General features: G+C 61.4%; 15 protein-coding genes. 7 read left to right on the top strand and 8 right to left on the bottom strand.

Features of this window, described 5'->3' with window-relative positions; all coding sequences use genetic code 11:
• Positions 1–217: 217 nt before the first annotated feature.
• Positions 218–1114 carry a LysR family transcriptional regulator gene (locus ATY02_RS16415; protein ID WP_068576159.1) on the top strand — a complete coding sequence of 299 codons (897 nt, stop codon included), beginning with the start codon at positions 218–220 and terminating at the stop codon, positions 1112–1114.
• Here the strand turns inward: ATY02_RS16415 and ATY02_RS16410 are convergent.
• Positions 1111–2526: an amino acid permease gene (locus tag ATY02_RS16410; protein ID WP_068576161.1), complete on the bottom strand. Its 1416-nt coding sequence runs from the start codon at positions 2524–2526 to the stop codon at positions 1111–1113. The two genes, ATY02_RS16415 and ATY02_RS16410, sit on opposite strands and share 4 nt — an antisense overlap.
• Before the next feature lie 250 nt (positions 2527–2776).
• Between ATY02_RS16410 and ATY02_RS16405 the strand changes: the two genes are divergently transcribed.
• A complete protein-coding gene (locus ATY02_RS16405; protein WP_068576163.1) occupies positions 2777–3580 on the top strand; it encodes a phytanoyl-CoA dioxygenase family protein in 804 nt (267 codons plus the stop codon).
• A 212-nt stretch (positions 3581–3792) separates the two neighbouring features.
• On the opposite strand, the gene ATY02_RS16400 is transcribed toward ATY02_RS16405, so the two are convergent.
• From ATY02_RS16400 to prpR, 3 genes are all read right to left on the bottom strand, one after another.
• A complete protein-coding gene (locus ATY02_RS16400) occupies positions 3793–4473 on the bottom strand; it encodes a polysaccharide lyase family 7 protein (RefSeq protein ID WP_068576165.1) in 681 nt (226 codons plus the stop codon).
• 101 nt (positions 4474–4574) lie between these two features.
• Entirely contained in the window at positions 4575–6173 is a 1599-nt protein-coding gene (locus ATY02_RS16395; RefSeq protein ID WP_068576167.1) for a long-chain fatty acid--CoA ligase, read from the bottom strand.
• Between the two features lie 244 nt (positions 6174–6417).
• On the bottom strand, positions 6418–8385 hold the full coding sequence (gene prpR / locus ATY02_RS16390; protein ID WP_083236044.1) for a propionate catabolism operon regulatory protein PrpR: 1968 nt from the start codon (positions 8383–8385) through the stop codon (positions 6418–6420).
• Between the two features lie 412 nt (positions 8386–8797).
• On the opposite strand from prpR, the gene mdlD reads away from it, so the two are divergent.
• A complete protein-coding gene (gene mdlD / locus ATY02_RS16385) occupies positions 8798–10108 on the top strand; it encodes an NAD(P)-dependent benzaldehyde dehydrogenase MdlD (RefSeq protein WP_068576169.1) in 1311 nt (436 codons plus the stop codon).
• A 313-nt stretch (positions 10109–10421) separates the two neighbouring features.
• Here mdlD and ATY02_RS16380 read toward each other — a convergent pair whose 3' ends face one another.
• Both ATY02_RS16380 and ATY02_RS16375 read right to left on the bottom strand, forming a co-directional pair.
• On the bottom strand, positions 10422–10748 hold the full coding sequence (locus ATY02_RS16380) for a hypothetical protein (RefSeq protein ID WP_068576171.1): 327 nt from the start codon (positions 10746–10748) through the stop codon (positions 10422–10424).
• Positions 10749–10975: 227 nt separating this feature from the next.
• The gene (locus tag ATY02_RS16375) at positions 10976–11221 is read right to left on the bottom strand and encodes a hypothetical protein (RefSeq protein ID WP_068576172.1); all 246 of its coding nucleotides are present in this window, start codon (positions 11219–11221) and stop codon (positions 10976–10978) included.
• Between the two features lie 406 nt (positions 11222–11627).
• On the opposite strand from ATY02_RS16375, the gene ATY02_RS16370 reads away from it, so the two are divergent.
• Positions 11628–11792 carry a hypothetical protein gene (locus ATY02_RS16370; RefSeq protein WP_164823685.1) on the top strand — a complete coding sequence of 55 codons (165 nt, stop codon included), beginning with the start codon at positions 11628–11630 and terminating at the stop codon, positions 11790–11792.
• Between the two features lie 21 nt (positions 11793–11813).
• On the opposite strand, the gene ATY02_RS16365 is transcribed toward ATY02_RS16370, so the two are convergent.
• Both ATY02_RS16365 and ATY02_RS16360 read right to left on the bottom strand, forming a co-directional pair.
• A complete protein-coding gene (locus tag ATY02_RS16365) occupies positions 11814–12470 on the bottom strand; it encodes a paraquat-inducible protein A (RefSeq protein WP_068576174.1) in 657 nt (218 codons plus the stop codon).
• Positions 12471–12501: 31 nt separating this feature from the next.
• The gene (locus tag ATY02_RS16360; RefSeq protein ID WP_068576196.1) at positions 12502–13065 is read right to left on the bottom strand and encodes a TetR/AcrR family transcriptional regulator; all 564 of its coding nucleotides are present in this window, start codon (positions 13063–13065) and stop codon (positions 12502–12504) included.
• A gap of 162 nt (positions 13066–13227) precedes the next feature.
• Here ATY02_RS16360 and ATY02_RS16355 point away from each other — a divergent pair, with 162 nt between their 5' ends.
• Genes ATY02_RS16355 through ATY02_RS16345 form a run of 3 tightly spaced genes read left to right on the top strand, consistent with a single transcriptional unit; the run spans position 13228 to position 18983 of the window.
• Positions 13228–14379, top strand: coding sequence for a MexC family multidrug efflux RND transporter periplasmic adaptor subunit (locus ATY02_RS16355; protein WP_068576176.1), 1152 nt, complete (start codon positions 13228–13230; stop codon positions 14377–14379).
• A 27-nt stretch (positions 14380–14406) separates the two neighbouring features.
• Positions 14407–17538, top strand: a complete 3132-nt coding sequence (locus ATY02_RS16350) for an efflux RND transporter permease subunit (protein ID WP_164823684.1) — start codon at positions 14407–14409, stop codon at positions 17536–17538.
• Positions 17539–17543: 5 nt separating this feature from the next.
• The gene (locus ATY02_RS16345) at positions 17544–18983 is read left to right on the top strand and encodes an efflux transporter outer membrane subunit (RefSeq protein ID WP_068576852.1); all 1440 of its coding nucleotides are present in this window, start codon (positions 17544–17546) and stop codon (positions 18981–18983) included.
• The last annotated feature ends 43 nt before the right edge of the window (positions 18984–19026 follow it).

Genomic DNA, 19026 nt, shown 5'->3' with positions numbered 1-19026 from the left:
GGCCCGCGGCTCAGCGATCGCTTGGATGGGGCGTAGTATGGCCATCGCCCGGTGGCGGATTAAGCCGTCGGCGCACCAAAGTCCTTTGACTTGAAGTCACGAATCAACGCCAGCGCTGTGTACTTTGGACATGGATGGGCGGGGAGGAGGGAGCGTTGCCGATAGATGCCGGGGCCGCTGTATCATCGGCGCAAACAATAATCAGGAAGCCAGGCCGATGATCGGGTTCACTTTTCGCCAGCTCGAGTACTTTGTCGCTGCCGCAGAGCAGGGCAGCGTCAGCGCCGCTGCCAGGGCCATGCACATCTCCCAGCCCTCGGTGTCCCTGGCGATCGCGCAACTGGAGACGGCACTGGGCGAAAAGCTCTTTCATCGCCAGGTCAGCCGGGGCCTGGAGTTGAGTCCGGCAGGGCGCAAGTTGCTGGAGCAGGCCCGGGAGATTCTCGCCAGGGCCGCCATCATGGTGGGCGCCGATGATTGCCAGGCCCAGTTACGCGGAACCTTGAGCCTGGTGTGTTTCCAGGACTTGGGGCCGTACTTCGCCCCACGGCTGCTGGCGGGCTTTCGCCAGCGTCACCCTGACGTCTCGATCACCCTGTTCGAGAGCGACCTGGCGGGCGTCAATCGACGCCTGCTGGAAGGGCAGGCAGAGCTGGCCCTGACCTATGGAATGGGCCTGAGCCCGAACATCCAGGCCCGGGTGCTGGAGCGCCTGATGCCCTACGCCCTGTTGCCAGTGGATCACCCCCTGGCCGCCCAGGAGCAGGTGTCGCTGGTGGACCTGGCCGCCGAGTGCCTGATCCTGGAAGACATCGCCAGGACCCGGGAGTACTTCCTGTCGTTGTTCTGGGCCTGCGACCTGCAGCCGGCGTCATTGCAACTGACCCAGACCTTCGAGATGCAGCGCGGCCTGGTGGCCCACGGCTACGGCGTTGCATTGTCCTGTACCCGGCCCCAGGGCGATCGCAGCTATGACGGGCAACCCCTGGCCTGTCGCCCGTTGCTCGAGGCAGTCAGCCCGCAGCCGGTAGTACTGGCCCAATCCAGCGCCATGCGACCTTCGCCAGTGGCCCAGGCGTTCCTGGATTGGGCCACTGCGCAGTTCACCCCCTAGGGCGTTGCGTCGGCCTGGGCCGGCTTGTCGGCGGCAGCCGGTTGCTTGGCGTCCCGGGCGATGAACAGCCAATAGCCGATGGACAAGAGGGCCAGCCAGCCCAGCCCGACGAACAACGAGGTGCGGGTATCGGGGAACCAGGCCAGGACGCCGAAGATGAACAGCATGAAGGCGATACCCAGGGCCGGACCCACGGGCCAGAACGGCACCGGGAAGGCCAGGGTGGCGACCTCGGCAGGGGACAGGCGCCGGCGCATCATGACTTGCGACAGCAGGATCATCAGCCATACCCAGACGATGGAGAAGGTCACCACGGCTACCAGGATCAGGAACAGGTTCTCAGGTACCAGGTAGTTGAGCAGGACCCCGATCAGCAAGGCTACGCACATGACCGCGACCGTCATCCATGGCACCCCGAAACGCGACAACCTGGCGAAGCTCGCCGGCGCCTGGCCATTGCCAGACATGCCATACATCATGCGTCCGGCGGCGAAGATGTCGCTGTTGATCGCCGAAATCGCCGCCGAGATCACCACGACATTGAGCAAGGCCGCCGCCGAATCGATGCCCAGGGCGCTGAAGATCTGCACGAAGGGGCTGCCCTCGCTGCCGATCTTCGACCAGGGGTAGATCGCCATCAGCACGAACAGGGTCAGCACATAGAACAGCAGGATACGCAGCGGCACCGAGTTCACGGCCTTGGGGATCGCCCGCTGTGGTTCCCTGGCCTCGCCGGCGGTGACACCGATCATTTCGACCCCGCCGAAGGCGAACATCACCACGGTGAACGAAGCGATCAGGCCGCTGGCACCGTTGGCGAAGAAACCATCGTGGCTCCACAGGTTGCTGAAGCCGGACTGGACCTGGTCCGAGCCACCGGGCTGGATACCCAGGAGCAGGATCGCGATGCCGCCGACAATCATCGAGATAATGGCGGTGACCTTGAGCAGGGACAGCCAGAACTCCATCTCGCCGAAGACCTTGACGCTGCACAGGTTCAGTGCGGCGATGAAGAACACGATGCCCAGGACCCAGATCCAGCGTGGCGTATCGGGAAACCAGAAGCCCATGTAGATACCGAAGGCCGTGACATCGGCCAGGCACACCACGAGCATCGAAAAGGCATAGCTCCAACCGGTGAGAAAACCGGGGAAGCGTCCCAAGTATTGGCTAGTGTAGTGGCCGAATGACCCTGACACCGGATTGTGCACGGCCATCTCGCCCAGGGCGCGCATCATGATGTAGATGGCCGCGCCGCCGATCAGGTAGGCCACCAGCACCGAAGGCCCGGCCAGTTGGATCGCGGCGGCGGAACCGTAGAACAACCCGGTACCGATGGCCGAACCCAGGGCCATGAAACGAATATGACGGGTGCTCAGGCCCCGCCGCATGGAAGGCTGCTTGTCGCTCATCTCAAGTCACTCCTGGTTGTTCTTATTATTCGGACGTCAACTGCCGATGATGAAATGCGGGGGCCGGTGTTCCTGGTCCGGCAGTGGCTGAGGGGGAAGGCAGGCAGGGTTATTAACCGGGCAAACACCAGGGCTGGCAACCGGTCGGCTATATAAAGTGCCTATATTGATGAATAAGTAATCTGTCGTTTACGCAGAAAGTTCAGCGCCTCAATACTTGGATTCATTAGAACAACAAGAGGTTGACTTGATGAATCCGCAGATCGAGGAGTTTCAACGCAATGGCGCCATTGTCCTGCGTGGGGTCTTTGGCGACTGGATCGAGCGCTTGCGCGAAGGTTTCGAGCAGAACCTGGCCGAACCCAGCGCCTTTGCCATCGAGAACGTCGGCAGCGGCGAAGGCGGGCGCTTCTTCGAGGACTACTGCAACTGGCAGCGCATTCCAGCCTTCGAGGATTTCGTTCTCAACTCACCAGCCGCGGCCATTGCCGGGCAGTTGATGGAGTCGCAACGGGTACAGGTCTTCCACGACCACATCCTGGTCAAGGAGCCTGGCACTTCAAAGCCCACGCCCTGGCACCAGGACCTGCCTTACTACTGCGTCGACGGCTTGCAGACGGCCAGCTACTGGATTCCCCTGGACCCGGTGACCCGCAGCAACACCTTGAGTGTGGTCCTGGGCTCGCATCGCTGGCCCAAGCCGGTACGACCCAAGAGCTGGGCCAGTAACCAGGACTTCTACGGCGCCACTGACAACGACACGGGCGAGAGCCTGTTCATGGACATGCCGGACGTGGACAACGGCCAGTACCCGATACTCTCCCCGGAGCTGCAGCCGGGAGACGCCATCGTCTTCGACTTTCGCACCGTGCATGGCGCTGCCGGCAATACTGGGAGTGGCCGTCGGCGGGCGTTCTCTACCCGGTTCATGGGCGACGATGTGCGCTATATCCAGCGCCCGGGGCGTACTTCTCCACCGTTTCCCGGCATCGACCTGAACGACGGCGATCGCATGCGTGAAGACTGGTTCCCGGTGGTCTGGCAGCGCGCGTGAGTGCCAGGCCAGTGCAACGCCTGCATGGGACGCCGCCGGCGCAATCCTTGGAGGCCCGGATGGTCACCCGGCTCGCCATGGTCCTGATGTCCGGCGGCGTCCTGCCCAAGCACCCGAGGCCAGGTGCACCACCGAGGGGGGGACGCCGGTAGGGAGATGGTGCCGGGACCCGCAGCACCGCAACCCAGATGGTGAAGCCCGTGGGGCCCGCTTCAAGCCAGCGTATGGCTGACTTGCAGCTCACTGATGATGCACACCGAGCCTTCGCTGGCGGGGGTGCTGTCGCTGTAGTCGACCTGGTTGTAGATCCCGCCGTGGAAGTCGAAACGGTGGTCGTTCCAACTGCTGTCCAGTTGCCCAGGAGTACTGGTGCTGGCGACGCCATTGCAGGTCACCCGCACCAGGACCAGGCCGCCTGTCGTGGCACTCAGGGTGATCTCGAAGGGAGTGTGCAGCGCAACGTTGGTGGCGATGATGCTGGTGGCCGGTTCGCCCTGGTCGAAGCTGGCGCGAAAGCCCCAGGTGATCCGGCCCTTGTTCCAGAACACCTTGACCGCCGGGCTGTCGTCGTCCTTGACGTGCATCTGCGAGATCACCACCTTTTGCGCCGAATTGACCTGCTCCAGGCGCATGACCTGGCGATTGCTGTGCAGCCGAGCACTGGCCAGGGACCAGTACAGCGGCTCCTTCCACTCGCAGCGAGTGCGGTGGGTGCTCTTGCTGGAGGCACCACGGGTCGGCGCGCTCATGCGGATCGAACCGTCGGGCAATTGGCTGATGACCTGGGGCACATGGGCCAGGGCCTGGGCGCCCATCAGTTCCAGGGCCACCGGGTTGCTTGGGGAACTGGCAACCGGGGTGGTGATCATGAAGGGACTGATATCGACTGGCATGGGGGCTCCTTGTCGCTGCAAGCGACCTATGGGTCAGAGGCATTCAAGGAGACGACGCCATAGGCCGGCGGACGTTCCCTCTGCCTGCCGAGTGGGGGCGCCTAGCTGGCGAAGTGCTCTCGCAGCGCCTTCTTGCTGACCTTGCCGGTGGCGGTATGGGGGAGTTTGTCCAGGTACTCGCAGCTATCCGGCATCCACCATTTCGGAATCTTGCCGTCCAGAAATGCCAAGAGTTCTTCATGGGTGGGGGCGGTTGCAGCGTGCTTGGGAACGATGATCAACAGTGGTCGTTCACTCCAGCGAGGGTGCGGGATGGCGATGACCGCGGCCTCGGCCACTTGGGGATGGGCCATGACGGCATTCTCGATCTCCACGGAGCAGATCCATTCCCCGCCCGACTTGATCACGTCCTTGATGCGGTCGGTGATCAACATGTAGCCGCGGGGGTCGATCGTCGCCACATCGCCGGTATCAAACCAACCTTCGCAGGGCTCTTCTCCGAAGTATCCATTGCGAACCCAGGGGCCCCGGACTTGTAGCGAACCCGCGGCCTGGCCGTCGTGGGGCAGGGCGCGCTGGGCTTCGTCGACGATGCGCATCTCGATGCCGAACAATGCCCTTCCCGACTTGAGCAACTGCTTTGCCTGGGCCTCCTCGGTCAACGCGTCATACCAGGGCTGGCGTCGGTTGTAGCTGCCCATTGGGCTCAACTCGGTCATCCCCCAGCCGTTTTCCAACGTCACACCGTGGCGTTGCATGGCCTGGATCAGTGAAAGTGGACATGCGGCGCCACCACTGACGGCGCGTCGCAACGAACGGATCGTGCCGCCCTGGGTATCGAGATACTGAGAGATGTTGGCCCAGAGGGTCGGTACTGCAAGAGAGAGGCTGACCTTCTCATCATTGATCAACTTGACCATGGCACCTGCGTCGCCGACCCATGGTCCTGGCAACACCAGCTTGGCACCCACCATCGCTGCGTTGTAGGGCATGCCCCAGGCATTGACGTGGAACATTGGCACCATGGGCATGACCACATCAAGTGCCCGCAACCCGACATTGTCGGCCATGTTCTGGGCCATGCCATGCAGAACGGTGCTGCGATGGCTCGCCAGCACGCCTTTGGGATTACCCGTGGTCCCGGAGGTGTAGCACAGCCCACTGCTTCGATGCTCATTGAGATCGGGCCAGTCATAGCCTTCATCGTGTGCCTGCAACAACGCTTCGTAGCTAACGAGATTGGGCAGCGTGCTGGCAGGTAATGCGTCAGCCGTGCACAGCACGATGTAGCGGCGCACGCTGCTGATTTCATGCTGGATGCTTTCCAGCAGCGGCACGAACTGCGGGTCGACGAATAGCAGGTCGTCTTCGGCATGGCGAATGATGTAGCTGACCTGTTCGGGAAACAGCTTGGGGTTGATGGTGTGGCAGATGCGTCCTGAACACGGAATTGCATAGTGCAACTCAAAATGCCGGTGATTATTCCAGGCCAGGGTTCCGACCCGTGCATCCGAAGGGCAGCCCAGGGTGTCCAGCACATTGGCCAGGCGGCCTGCACGAGCGAACGCCTCGGCATAGGTGTATCTATGCACTTGGCCGTTGGGGAGCAGCGAGACAATTTCGGTATTGGCGGCAACCATGAGCGCTTGCCGCATGATGGCGGTGATACTCAGGTTGAAGTTCATCATCATGCCCAGCATCGGCACCTCCTGCCTTGTTTTTGTATTGAGTAGGGCTGGGCACACGAGGGTGCCAAGCCGAAACTGCAAGGAGCAAGCGACATGCCAATATGTCGGGCGTATTTTTATTGTTGGAATAACTCTTTTTAAATCATTGAGTTGAGTGATTTCTTGAATGAGCGTTTAACGCTAGGTAGGTGTGCGTGGCGCGTTTTCCATTTCATTTCTGAAATAAAGTTCAGGGTTGAAAGGGCCTGTTTATCTGCTAGTTGGACTTTTTAGCGCGCAACCGTCTCCAGAGTGTGGTGCGGCTGATGCCCAGGCGCTTGGCGGCTTCCTCCATATCGCCGGCACAGCGTTCGACCATTTCACTGACGCGAGCGCTTTCTTGTGCACGGCTGAGGCTGCGCAAGTCTTGCGCTGGCTGCGGCCCGGCCATTGTGGAAGGTTGGGCCGGCGACGGTTCGAACAGTTCGTCGAATAGCATCCGCAGGTCCAGCGAAGTGTTGCCGTCCTGGAGCACATTGGCCGATAACACGGCTCGCTCGACGATGTTCTCCAGCTCGCGAATGTTGCCTGGCCAGCTGTGCCGCTGAAGATGGGGCATGAGCCGCTCGAGCAGCGCGTGGGCGACCGTGCTGGCCGCCGTTCGCGGCGATAGCTTGGCCAGCAGGAACTGGGCGAGCATCGGTATGTCTTCAGGGCGTTCGCGCAGCGGGGGGATGGCCAGGCGCAAGATGTTCACCCGGTAATAGAGGTCCTCGCGGAACTCACCTTCGCGGACCCGTGTGCGCAGATCCCGATGGGTGGCGGCAATCACGCGAATGTCTATGGGGGTCGGTTCGGTTGCCCCCAGGCGCAGTACTTCACGCTCCTGCAGTACCCGCAAAAGGCGTGTCTGCAGCGTCACTGGCATGTCGCCTATTTCATCGAGGAACAGGGTCCCCATGTGGGCGTTTTCTATCAGGCCGGCCTTGCCGCCCTTGCGTGATCCGGTAAAGGCGCCTTCTTCGTGGCCGAAGAGCTCGCTCTCCAGCAGTGACTCTGGAAACGCCGCACAGTTGATGGCAACGAAGGGCCCGGATTGGCGGGGGCTGGCGTTATGTATGCTTTGAGCCAGGAGCTCCTTGCCGGTTCCGCTTTCACCCTGGACGAGCACCGTGGCGTCGGCGCCTGCATAGCGTTGGGCAAGGTCCAGCATGATGCGAAAACTCGGGGCCTGGCCGAGCATTTGTTCGAAGCGATATCGGGCGGTGAACTGCCTTGGCTTGATCTGGCTACGAATGCGTCGCTCCGTGCGCTGAATCGCGTTCGCTTCCTGGCAGGTAATCACCAGGCCATCGGGCCTGCCGTTTTCGATGATGGGTGTGACATTGGCTGCCAGTGTTCGGCCGCCGACCTTGAGGATGTGGCTTTCTTGTGTGTCGTCGCTGAATTGGAGATTGCTGATGTCGAGACCGGGAACGACTTCGCTGAGTGACCGTCCCCGCGCCCAATCGCTGGTGATGCCCAGAAGGGACGCCATGCGTGGATTCAGCGATTGGACGGCGCACTCGGCATCCACGGCGATCACGCCATCGGATAGATTGCGTAACACCGCATTGAGGCGTTGTTGCTGAATGAGGCTTTGCTGGCGGCTTCGGCAAATCGCCAGGGCATCCTCCATGGCGCGTCGCACGGTATCGGCGTTAAGCACCAGGACACCTTGCGCACCCGCTGCCTCGGCCGTTTCCACTGCTGTCGAAGAACCCACCACCAGGCGATAACCGTCATCCACCAAGTGATGGATCTGTTGGCGGGCGTCCTCGTAGCTGCTGTAGGTGACTTGACGGATGTCGACGGTGAACAGCGACGACATGGCCTGGAGCGCGGGATGCTCGTGCTGGAAGCTGACGATGCCCACCTTGGTGGCTCGTGCCCGGGCCAGGTCGAGCGCGCGAATAAGATCGTACTCCCCCATGCGAATCGACAGGACGGCGGTCGAGAGATGTCGCCTGAGGTACTCGGATGTTGCTCCCGAACCGATGATGACATCGACATCCCCCCTGGCCTCAAGGGCGCGCCCGGTTTCCAGCAGTTGGTTGACCGTGGTCTCGACAACCTCTATGCGAGCTCGACCGTAATAGTCCGGGATCACCTGCTCGACGATCCGCGCCATCCGGCTAGGGCCCTCAGGCAGGCGAAGGTGGGTGATCAGCGCGACCACCCTGGGCAGGTACTCTTGGTTGTGCATGTCCAGCATCCATAGTTTTTTCTATAGTGAAACCGGTGTTTCAAATGTGCAACGAGCGATCGGTCAAAGTGCCAGGTTGAGTTTTTAAAAAACATGTAACTTATTGAAATTTAACGAATAAATTCTTTATCAAAAAACTGGAACAGCTCTTGCTTTGAGGGTTCGGCTGCCCAAGTGAGTTTGAATGCGCGATATGCGGCGCTTATCTCACGGGGCCCGCCTTTGAGCGGATCAGTATCTGCAGACCCGTAGCGGCACGTGCTTGCCTGGAATCGCTCATGTTTGCGAGGGAGTTTTGGGCAAGGCCCCATCTCCTGGGCACGGAGAGTGACAACAGCTTGCTGTTTTCAAGCGGGTCTCCCTGGCTCCGGTCGCTACCAATCGAACCTGTAACACCAAGAGATATACATCCATGAACTATCTGTCCCCGACGATGATCGACTCGCTCTTTTCAGCCCAGAAGGCTTTCTTCGCCACCCGCGCGACAGCGGATGTCGGCTTTAGAAAGGCGGCCTTGAAGCGGCTCCGCGACGCGGTGGTCGAGAACCAGGAGGCCCTCTACTTCGCTTTGGCCGAAGATCTGGGTAAGCCCAAGGACGTGGTGGACCTGGCCGAAATCGGCGAGGTTCTGCATGAAATAGATTTCGCCTTGGCGAATCTGGATGAATGGGTCGTTCCCGAGCTTGTTCCGACTCCGGACATCATCGCTCCATCGCAGTGCTACGTCGTCCAGGAGCCTTACGGTGTTAGTTACATCATCGGCCCGTTCAACTATCCGCTGAACCTCACCCTGACGCCTCTTATCGGCGCCATCGTGGGCGGCAATACCTGCATCATCAAACCGTCGGAGGCCACTCCCGAGACATCGCGGGTCATCGAGAACATCATCGCTGCTGCATTCGCCCCTGAATACGTCACGCTCGTTCAAGGCGGGCGAGACGAGAATACCCACCTGTTGAGCCTGCCCTTCGACTTCATCTTCTTCACTGGAAGTCCAAACGTGGGGAAGGTGGTCATGAAGGCGGCGGCGGAGCACTTGACGCCAGTTGTGCTGGAGCTTGGGGGGAAGTGCCCGCTGATCGTCCTGCCTGATGCGGACATCGACCAGGCGGTCGATCAGTTGATGTTCGGCAAATTCATCAATAGCGGCCAAACCTGCATCGCCCCTGATTACCTCTATGTCCATAGCAGCGTCAAAGACACCCTGCTGCAACGCTTGGTGGAAAGGGTCAAGGTCGAGCTGCCGGAGGTCGACTCCACCGGCAAGATCGTGACCGCGCACCAGGTCGCACGCTTGGCTGCTTTGATCGAGGAAACCCGCGGTCAGGTCCTGGTCGGTGCCCGGGCCGACATGGAGAAGCGTTCGTTCAGTGCCACGGTGGTGGACAATGTCCAGTGGGATGACCCGCTGATGGCGCAAGAGCTGTTCGGGCCGATCTTGCCGGTGCTGGAGTACGATGAGGTTCCCACTGCTGTAAGCCTGATCAACAAGCATCATCCAAAGCCGTTGGCGGTGTATGTGTTCGGCAAGGACGTCGACCTTGCCAAAGGCATTATCGACCAGATCCAGTCCGGTGATGCGCAGGTCAATGGCGTGTTGCTGCACGCATTCTCCCCGTACCTTCCTTTTGGCGGCATCGGTGCTTCGGGCATGGGCGAATACCATGGACGTTTTAGCTACCTTACTTTCACCCACAAAAAGTCCGTGAGGATCGTGCCGTAACTATCAGGGCCAAGCGCGCAGGGTGCGCTTGGCCGTTGATGGTTTGCCGGGACGGGCAGGGTGGTGTCTCGGGGCGGTTCCCGGGAATCGCGGGGCAAACCCTGGCGAGTGATCAGCTATTCCCCGTTCACCCAGTGCTTCGTGCGCGAGCACATGGTGGGTAGTCGTTTCGTAGGGCCCCTGTTCCAGAAAGTCTCGATGCATCCTTGGCGTACTTCTATGGGATCGCCAACGTTTGCGTGGCGTTGATCTGGGCCGGGCGCAAGACCTGACAATGCAGGCATTTGGGTGGCTTGATGGCGTATTTCGGGAACTAGCGCCCGGTGCGCTGTAGAAGCGATCTGCGGGATGCCTGTTTGGGCGGGGAGGTGCGCAGCAGAGGAGCAAAGCCTGAGGCCTGGGGCTCGCCGAACTCCCGGTTGACCAGTTGCAGGTGCTCATTGGCTTCCTGGAATTTCTCCTCGGCCTTGTTACGCAGCAAGTGGTATTGCTCGAAGGTATCCAGGTCGGGCCGGACCTTGTCGAGGAGTGCGTAAGCCTGGCTGTTCAGGGTATGGGCTTGTTTGAGCAGGCGCTGGTTCTGTTCTAGGGCAAGCTTACGGCAGGCACGGGCCTGCAGGCGCTGGTGGATGCTGTACATGATGTCGTCCCTTCTCTGCGGTTTGACTTTACACGGCAGGTCCTGCTGGTCGCGACCAGCGCTGGAACCGCGGCTTGCAAGGCCGATGTCGTGCATTGGTAATAATCTGACCGGCAGGCCCAGGGGAGGACTGCAAAAATAATCAGCGAAAAAATCGGTTGGTCGTTGCACCAACCTCCAATTGAAGAATCGGCTTATCCAATAGGTCGAGCCCTTCACTACGTGGCTCAGGGAAGGTGGGATGACTGTCGCGAGACGACCATTTCCTCGAGTATCTCGCGCACCAGCCGGTTGATGCCTGGCTCACCGTGATAGTGGGTGCGGTCGATGTTGGCGATGGTGAACTGGTTGGTGCCCGGCGCAAGGACATCCACCGACAGATGACCGTCGGGATTGATCGTACAACTGACAGAGCAGTTGGGCAGCCGTTGTGCTAGGGCCGTCTCGATTTCAAGTTTGCTCAATGTATCCATGAAGGCGCCGGGAAAACGTTCAAAGGCAAAGCGTAGCGCACGATGCTGCCAAACCTGCGATGACGGGATGAATGACTTCCAGGCCGAGGATAGCTTCGATGGTGGGCAGGCAAGCCGCACTGGTGCGAGAGCCAGGTGCCGCCTGGTGAGGCGCCGTTCATCAACAGTGCAGTCTTTCCATGCGCGCCTGGCCTTGGATCACCTTTGGAGCAGGAGGCCATCCAAAGCGATGGTCAGCGCTGATTCAGGTCGCGTCGGCTACGCTCGCAGCACAGTTTGGGATTGGCACGAAGTGCTAATTTCATGGCATGGGAAGCTAAGCTTTTTGTGATCTGAGAGAGGCAGACTAGAGAGACCAATAACAAAAACACTGCACTCGATTTCGACTCGGGTGACGGAGGTTTCCATGCGTAAAGTCATGCTCTCTCTACTTTTCATCATGGTGTGCTCGGGAGGCCTGTATTCCCTGGCTCCAAAGACCGCGGATCACAGTAATGATGCGCAACTGGCCCGTACATCTCATCTCCATTCACCGGTTGCCGGGATCAGTGAGGTGATAAAGCACTTCTGATGGGGAGCAGGCCCGGGTGGGTCAACGTGCAGGTTCGTCGATCTCCTCGGCCAATGCGTCCCAAACCTGATGCGGTGACATGCTCATCTCGAGCCAGATCTGGGTCAGCAGCAGTGCCACGAAGCAAGCCAGGCCTATACCCAGGCTCAGGTCGGCGATATCCACCAGCTTGACGATGGAGACCAGGATGCCGATCAGGTATACCTCGAGCATGCCCCACTCGCGCAAGTGATGGTAACTGCGGTAGAGCAGCATCCCGGTCCGGAGGGCGATACGAAAATGCAGGCTGAGCAGCACCAGCAGTTGGCAGAGCAACTTGAGCAACGGGATCACCATGCTGCTCAGCAACACGAGGATGGCGACTCCCTGCATGCCGCTGTCATAGAGCCCGACCACGCCTGTCCAGAGCGTGTCGCTACGGGTCTGCCCGAGGAGGGTCAGGTGCATGATCGGCAGGAAGTTGGCCGGTATGTAGAGGAGCAGCGCAGTCAGGACCAGGGCAAAGCAGCGACGCCGCCACTGATGGCGGTGCGCGGCCAATTCGTAACCGCAACGCGGGCAGCAGCTTTTTTCACCGGCCGCCAGAGGTTCGCGGCGCATGAGCAGGTCGCATTCATGGCAAGCGATCAGGTCCTGCAGAGGCAGATTGGGCAAACCGGTGGGCTTGGGGTGCGGCATTGAATGGATCCTGTCAGGGCATGGCCTGGATTTAAGCGGGTGGCAGGCTGGAAGCGCCATACAGAAACATCTGTTCGAGAGTATGGGCGGAGTTGGCGCTGGCTGCCCGCCCGCGTCGCTCTGCATCGACCATGCCATAGACCAGGGTGAGGAAGAGCTCGGTGAACACCGCGGCGGTAACGTCGATGCGAAATACTCCGCGATGCTGCCCGCGCAGGAAGAACGCATCCAGTGAGTCGATGTAGGGCTGCCAGCGGGCGCCATCGAACTCGGGGTCGAGGAAGTCGGGGCGGTACTGGAACACCAGGAAGATCAGCACTTCGCGATGGGCCAGATGCTCCTTGATCAGGTCATGCAGCGCCGCCAGGGGCTCGGCACTCTCAAGGCAAGAGGATTCGATGATCTGGTGCAACACGTCCTCGCCATAGGACTCGAGCATCTCGAGCAAGTGGTCACGGGTTCCACAGAAGCGATGCAGGGTAGCGCGGCTCATGCCGGCGGCTTCCGCCAGCTCCTTAAGCGTGGCTCGCGGATGGTCGACGATGGCAACGGCCAGCGCCTTGATGAATCGTTCGTCATGGGGCGTCAGGGTCATCAGCAGGTCCCAGTTGAATCTTGCAGTGCACATCCGTGCGCAAGAATTTCGTAGTGCTTCCTAAAGAGAGTTGAGACAAAAAAGCTCATGTGAGACGTTATTGACTCATTTATGGTTTGAAAGTACCATTCTGGACATTATCAATCAATAGTTGGGTGTGCCATGGTCGATTTGCGTGCAATAGGAAGGATCAGTGCATTGGCAGCTGTCATTGCGTTGGCAGGATGCGGCCCCTCGGCCGAGCAACCACAACAGGCGGAAATGGTGCTGCCGGTGGATGTCGTTGCAGTGAAGACCGAGTCCCTGGCTCTGACTTCGGAGTTGCCAGGACGTATCGAACCGATGCGGGTTGCCGAAGTGCGCGCCCGGGTGGCAGGCATTGTCATGAAGAAGCGCTTTGAAGAGGGCGCCGACGTCAAGGCCGGGGACCTGCTGTTCCAGATCGACCCCGCGCCGCTCAAGGCCGCGGCGTCTCGCGCCGAAGGCGACCTGGCACGGGCTCAGGCCGGCCTCAAGGAAGCCCAGGCGCGAGTCAAGCGCTACGAGCCACTGGTGAAGATCGAAGCCGTCAGCCAACAGGACTACGACAAGGCCAGCGCCGACCTGAACAGCGCCCAGGCGGCCACTCGCTCGGCCCAGGCCGATCTGGAGACCGCGCGCTTGAACCTGGGGTATGCCTCGGTTACTGCGCCGATTTCCGGCCGGGTGGGCCGTGCCCTGGTGACCGAAGGCGCCTTGGTGGGGCAGGGGGATGCAACCTTGATGGCGCGTATCCAGCAGCTCAATCCCATCTACGCCGACTTCACCCAGACCGCTGCCGACGCCTTGCGCCTGCGTGAGTCGCTCAAGAGCGGCAGCCTGGCCGAAGGGGATGGCAAGGCCCTGACGATTCGAGTCGAAGGCACTTCTTATGAGCGCAAGGGCGCACTGCAATTCGCCGATGTGGCGGTCGATCCTGGTACCGGCCAGATCACCTTGCGCGGCAAGTTCGACAACGCCGATGGCGTCCTGCTGCCAGGTATGTACGTGCGGGTGAACACCCCACAGGGCACTGACAACCATGCCATCCTGGTGCCGCAGCGTGCCGTCAAGCGTGCCAATGACGGCAGTTCCCACGTGATGGTCGTGGGGGCGGACAGCCGGGCCGAGGCTCGCAGCGTAACCACCGGCACCATGCAGGGTTCGCGCTGGCAGATCACCGAAGGCCTGAAGGCCGGGGATCAGGTGATCGTTGGCGGCCTGGCCGCTGTGCAACCGGGGGTCAAGGTGACTCCAACGCAGGCCCAGGCAACGCCAACCGGGCAGAAACAATAAGCTCGGCCACGACACGAGGATTTTTTGATGTCTGATTTTTTCATCAAGCGCCCGAATTTTGCCTGGGTGGTGGCTCTGTTCATCTCCCTGGCCGGCCTGCTGATCATTTCCAAGCTGCCGGTGGCGCAGTACCCCAGTGTTGCACCACCCCAGATCACGGTAAGCGCGACCTACCCGGGTGCTTCGGCCAAAGTGCTGGTGGAGTCGGTGACCAGCGTGCTCGAAGAGTCGCTCAACGGCGCCAAGGGCCTGCTCTATTTCGAATCGACCAACAACTCCAACGGTTCGGCCGAAATCGTCGTGACCTTCCAGCCCGGTACCGACCCGGACCTGGCCCAGGTCGATGTGCAGAACCGCCTGAAGAAAGCCGAGGCGCGCATGCCCCAGGCTGTACTCACCCAGGGCTTGCAGGTCGAGCAGACCAGCGCCGGCTTCCTGTTGATCTACGCCCTGAACTACAAGGAAGGCGCAGAGCGCAGCGACACCACGGCTTTGGGCGACTATGCCGCGCGTAACATCAACAACGAACTGCGTCGCCTGCCGGGTGTCGGCAAGCTGCAGTTCTTCTCCTCCGAAGCCGCGATGCGGGTCTGGATCGATCCACAGAAACTGGTGGGTTATGGCCTGTCCATCGAGGACGTGAGCACCGCCATCCGCGGGCAGAACGTACAGGTACCGGCGGGCGCCTTCGGCAGCGCGCCAGGCACCAGTGAACAAGAGCTGACCGCGACCCTTGCAGTCAAGGGCACCCTGGACAACCCACAAGAGTTCGGCCAGGTCGTCCTGCGCTCCAATCCCGACGGCTCTACCGTCAAGCTGGCTGACGTCGCTCGCCTGGAAGTCGGCAGCGAAAGCTACAACATCTCCTCGCGCCTCAACGGCACTCCAGGTGTAGGCGGCGCCATCCAGCTGTCGCCAGGCGCCAACGCCATCGAGACCGCGACCCTGGTCAAGGCTCGCCTGGCCGAACTGTCGCAGTTCTTCCCCAGCGACATGCAGTACTCCGTACCCTACGACACCTCGCGTTTCGTCGACGTGGCCATCGAGAAGGTGATCCATACCCTGCTCGAAGCCATGGTCCTGGTGTTCCTGGTGATGTTCCTGTTCCTGCAGAACGTGCGCTACACCCTGATTCCATCCATCGTGGTACCCGTGTGTCTGCTCGGTACCCTGGCCGTGATGTACCTGCTGGGCTTCTCGGTGAACATGATGACCATGTTCGGCATGGTGCTGGCCATCGGCATCCTGGTGGACGACGCCATCGTGGTGGTGGAGAACGTCGAGCGGATCATGGCCGAGGAGGGGCTGTCCCCGACCGACGCGACGATCAAGGCGATGAAACAGGTATCCGGCGCCATCGTCGGTATCACCCTGGTACTGTCCGCGGTGTTCATGCCGCTGGCCTTCATGAGCGGCTCGGTGGGCGTCATCTACCAGCAGTTCTCGGTATCCCTGGCGATCTCGATCCTGTTCTCCGGCTTCCTGGCCCTGACCTTCACCCCGGCGCTGTGCGCCACGCTGCTCAAGCCGGTCCCCGAAGGGCATCACGAAAAACGTGGTTTCTTCGGTGCCTTCAACCGTGGCTTTGCCCGCGTGACCGAGCGCTATTCGGTGCTCAGTTCCGGGCTGGTCAAGCGTGCCGGGCGCTTCATGCTGGTGTACGCCGGTATCGTCGCACTGCTGGGCTACACCTACCTGCGCCTGCCGGAAGCCTTCGTACCCAGCGAAGACCTGGGCTACATGATCGTCGACGTGCAACTGCCGCCCGGCGCCAGCCGCATGCGGACCGACACCACGGGCAAGGAGCTGGAACAGTACCTCAAGGGACGCAATGCGGTGGATTCGGTCTTTCTCGTCTCCGGTTTCAGCTTCTCCGGCCAGGGGGACAACGCGGCACTCGCATTCCCGGTTTTTAAAGATTGGTCGGTACGCGGCAAGGAAGAATCTGTTGCCGCTGAGGTCGCCGCGTTGAACCAGCACTTTGCATTGCCAAGCGACGGCACCATCATGGCGGTCTCGCCGCCACCTATCGATGGCCTGGGCAACTCCGGCGGCTTCGCCCTGCGCCTGATGGACCGTGGTGGCTTGGGGCGCGAGGCCCTGCTGCAAGCACGGGACACGCTGCTGAGCCAGGTCAACGGCAATCCGAAGTTCCTCTACGGCATGATGGAAGGCCTGGCCGAGGCGCCACAATTGCGCCTGTTGATCGACCGTGAGAAAGCCCGGGCCCAGGGCGTCAACTTCGAGACCATCAGTTCTACCTTGTCCTCGGCCTTCGGTTCCGATGTGGTCAACGATTTCACCAATGCCGGTCGCCAGCAACGGGTGGTGATCCAGGCCGAGCAGGGCGCGCGCATGACTCCGGAAAGCGTGCTCAAGCTCTACGTACCCAACAACAAAGGTAATCAGGTACCCCTCAGTGCCTTCGTAACCAGCAAGTGGGAAGAGGGGCCGGTGCAACTGGTGCGCTACAACGGCTATCCGTCGATCCGTATCGTCGGTGACGCAGGCCCGGGCTACAGCACCGGCCAGGCCATGGCCGAAATGGAACACCTGGCTTCGCAACTGCCACCGGGCATCGGCTACGAATGGACCGGCCTGTCCTACCAGGAGAAGGTTTCCGCGGGCCAGGCATCGGGCCTGTTCGCCCTGGCGATCCTGGTGGTGTTCCTGCTGTTGGTGGCGCTGTACGAAAGCTGGTCGATCCCGTTGTCGGTGATGCTGATCGTACCGATCGGCGCCGTGGGTGCAGTGCTGGCGGTGATCCTCGTGGGCATGCCCAACGACGTGTACTTCAAGGTCGGCTTGATCACCATCATCGGTCTGTCGGCGAAGAACGCGATCCTGATCGTCGAGTTCGCCAAGGAACTGTGGGAGAAGGGCTATAGCCTGCGTGATGCCGCTATCGAGGCCGCTCGCCTGCGCTTCCGCCCGATCATCATGACGTCCATGGCCTTCATCCTGGGCGTGGTCCCCCTGGCCATCGCCACCGGTGCCGGTGCGGCCAGCCAGCGCGCCATCGGTACCGGCGTGATCGGTGGCATGCTCAGCGCCACCTTCCTGGGCGTGCTGTTCGTGCCTATCTGCTTCGTCTGGCTGCTGTCGGTGCTGCGTACCAAACGGCCTGCTACCGAACAACCAGCCCTGCCCCAGGAGTGATCAGCATGCGTATTCCTGCTTTTACCGTATCGGCGCTGCTGATCGCCCTGGCCCTGGGTGGTTGTTCGATGGCCCCGACCTATGAACGTCCGGCTGCGCCGGTCGCCGATAGCTGGAGCGGCGCGTCCGCCCAGCAGGGGCGTCAGGCCAGCGAACTGGATTGGCAGAGCTTCATTGTCGATCCGCAGTTGCGCAAGCTGGTCGGTACCGCCCTGGACAATAACCGTTCGCTGCGCCAGACCCTGCTGGACATCGAACAGGCCCGAGCGCAGTACCGTATCCAGCGGGCCGATCGTATCCCGGGGCTGAGCGCGGGGGCCTCGGGCAACCGCCAGCGCCTGCCGGCGGACCTGTCCAGCAAGGGGCAATCCAGCGTGGCCAGCACCTACCAGGTCGGCCTGTCGCTGCCTGAGTACGAAGTCGACCTGTTCGGTCGGGTCAAGAGCCTCAGCGATGCGGCCCTGCAGCAATACCTGGCCACCGAGGAGGCGGGGCGCTCGGCACGTATCGCGCTGATCGCTGAGGTCACCCAGGCGTACCTGGTCCATGACGGCGCCCAGCGCCGCCTGGCCCTGACCCAGCAGACCCTGATCAGTCGCGAGTACTCCTTCGCCCTGATCAGTCGGCATCGTGCCGTGGGTAACGCCACCGCGCTGGACTACCAGGAAGCGCTGGGGCTGGTTGAGCAGTCCCGGGCCGACGAAGAGGCCGCCCTGCGGCAGAAACAGCAGGCATTCAACGCCCTGGTGCTGCTGCTGGGTACCCCGGATGCAGCGACATCGATTCCCCAGACCCAGCAAGACAAGCTGTTGCTGGTACAGGACATCGCTGCGGGTTCGCCGTCGTCGCTGATCGAGCGACGTCCGGACATCCTGGCCGCCGAACACCGTCTGCAAGCGCGCAATGCCGACATCGGCGCTGCGCGGGCGGCGTTCTTCCCGCGGATCACCTTGACCGGCAGCTTCGGCACCTCCAGTGCGCAGATGTCCGGCCTGTTCGATGGCGGCTCACGTTCCTGGAGCTTCATACCGACCCTATCGTTGCCCATCTTCGATGGTGGGCGTAATCGTGCAAGCCTGAGCCTGGCCGAGGCCCGCAAGGACTCGGCCGTCGCGGCGTACGAGGGCACCATCCAGACCGCGTTTCGCGAAGTGGCGGACGCCCTGGCCGCTACCGACACCCTGCGCCGGGAAGAAGCCGCTCGCCGCGCCCTGGCCAATACCAGCGTCGAATCGCTGAAACTGGCCAAGGCACGTTACGAGGGAGGGATCGACAGCCACTTGCGCTACCTCGACGCCCAGCGTGCGAGCTTCGCCAATGAAACCGCGTTCATCGAGGCCAGTACCCAACGGCAGATCGCCCTGGTGAATCTGTTCCGCTCCCTGGGCGGCGGCTGGAAAGACAACCAGGACCAGCAACTGGCGCAACGCCAGGCGCAGCCCTGATCGAGTGCCGGCGCCTACCCGGGGTCGCCTGGGCAGGTGCCGG

Origin of the sequence: Pseudomonas sp. BIOMIG1BAC (genome assembly GCF_001705995.2) — a bacterium.
Lineage (GTDB): Bacteria > Pseudomonadota > Gammaproteobacteria > Pseudomonadales > Pseudomonadaceae > Aquipseudomonas > Aquipseudomonas sessilinigenes.
Note: the sequence above shows the minus strand (reverse complement) of the source record. Positions and strands in the feature narration are given on the sequence as shown.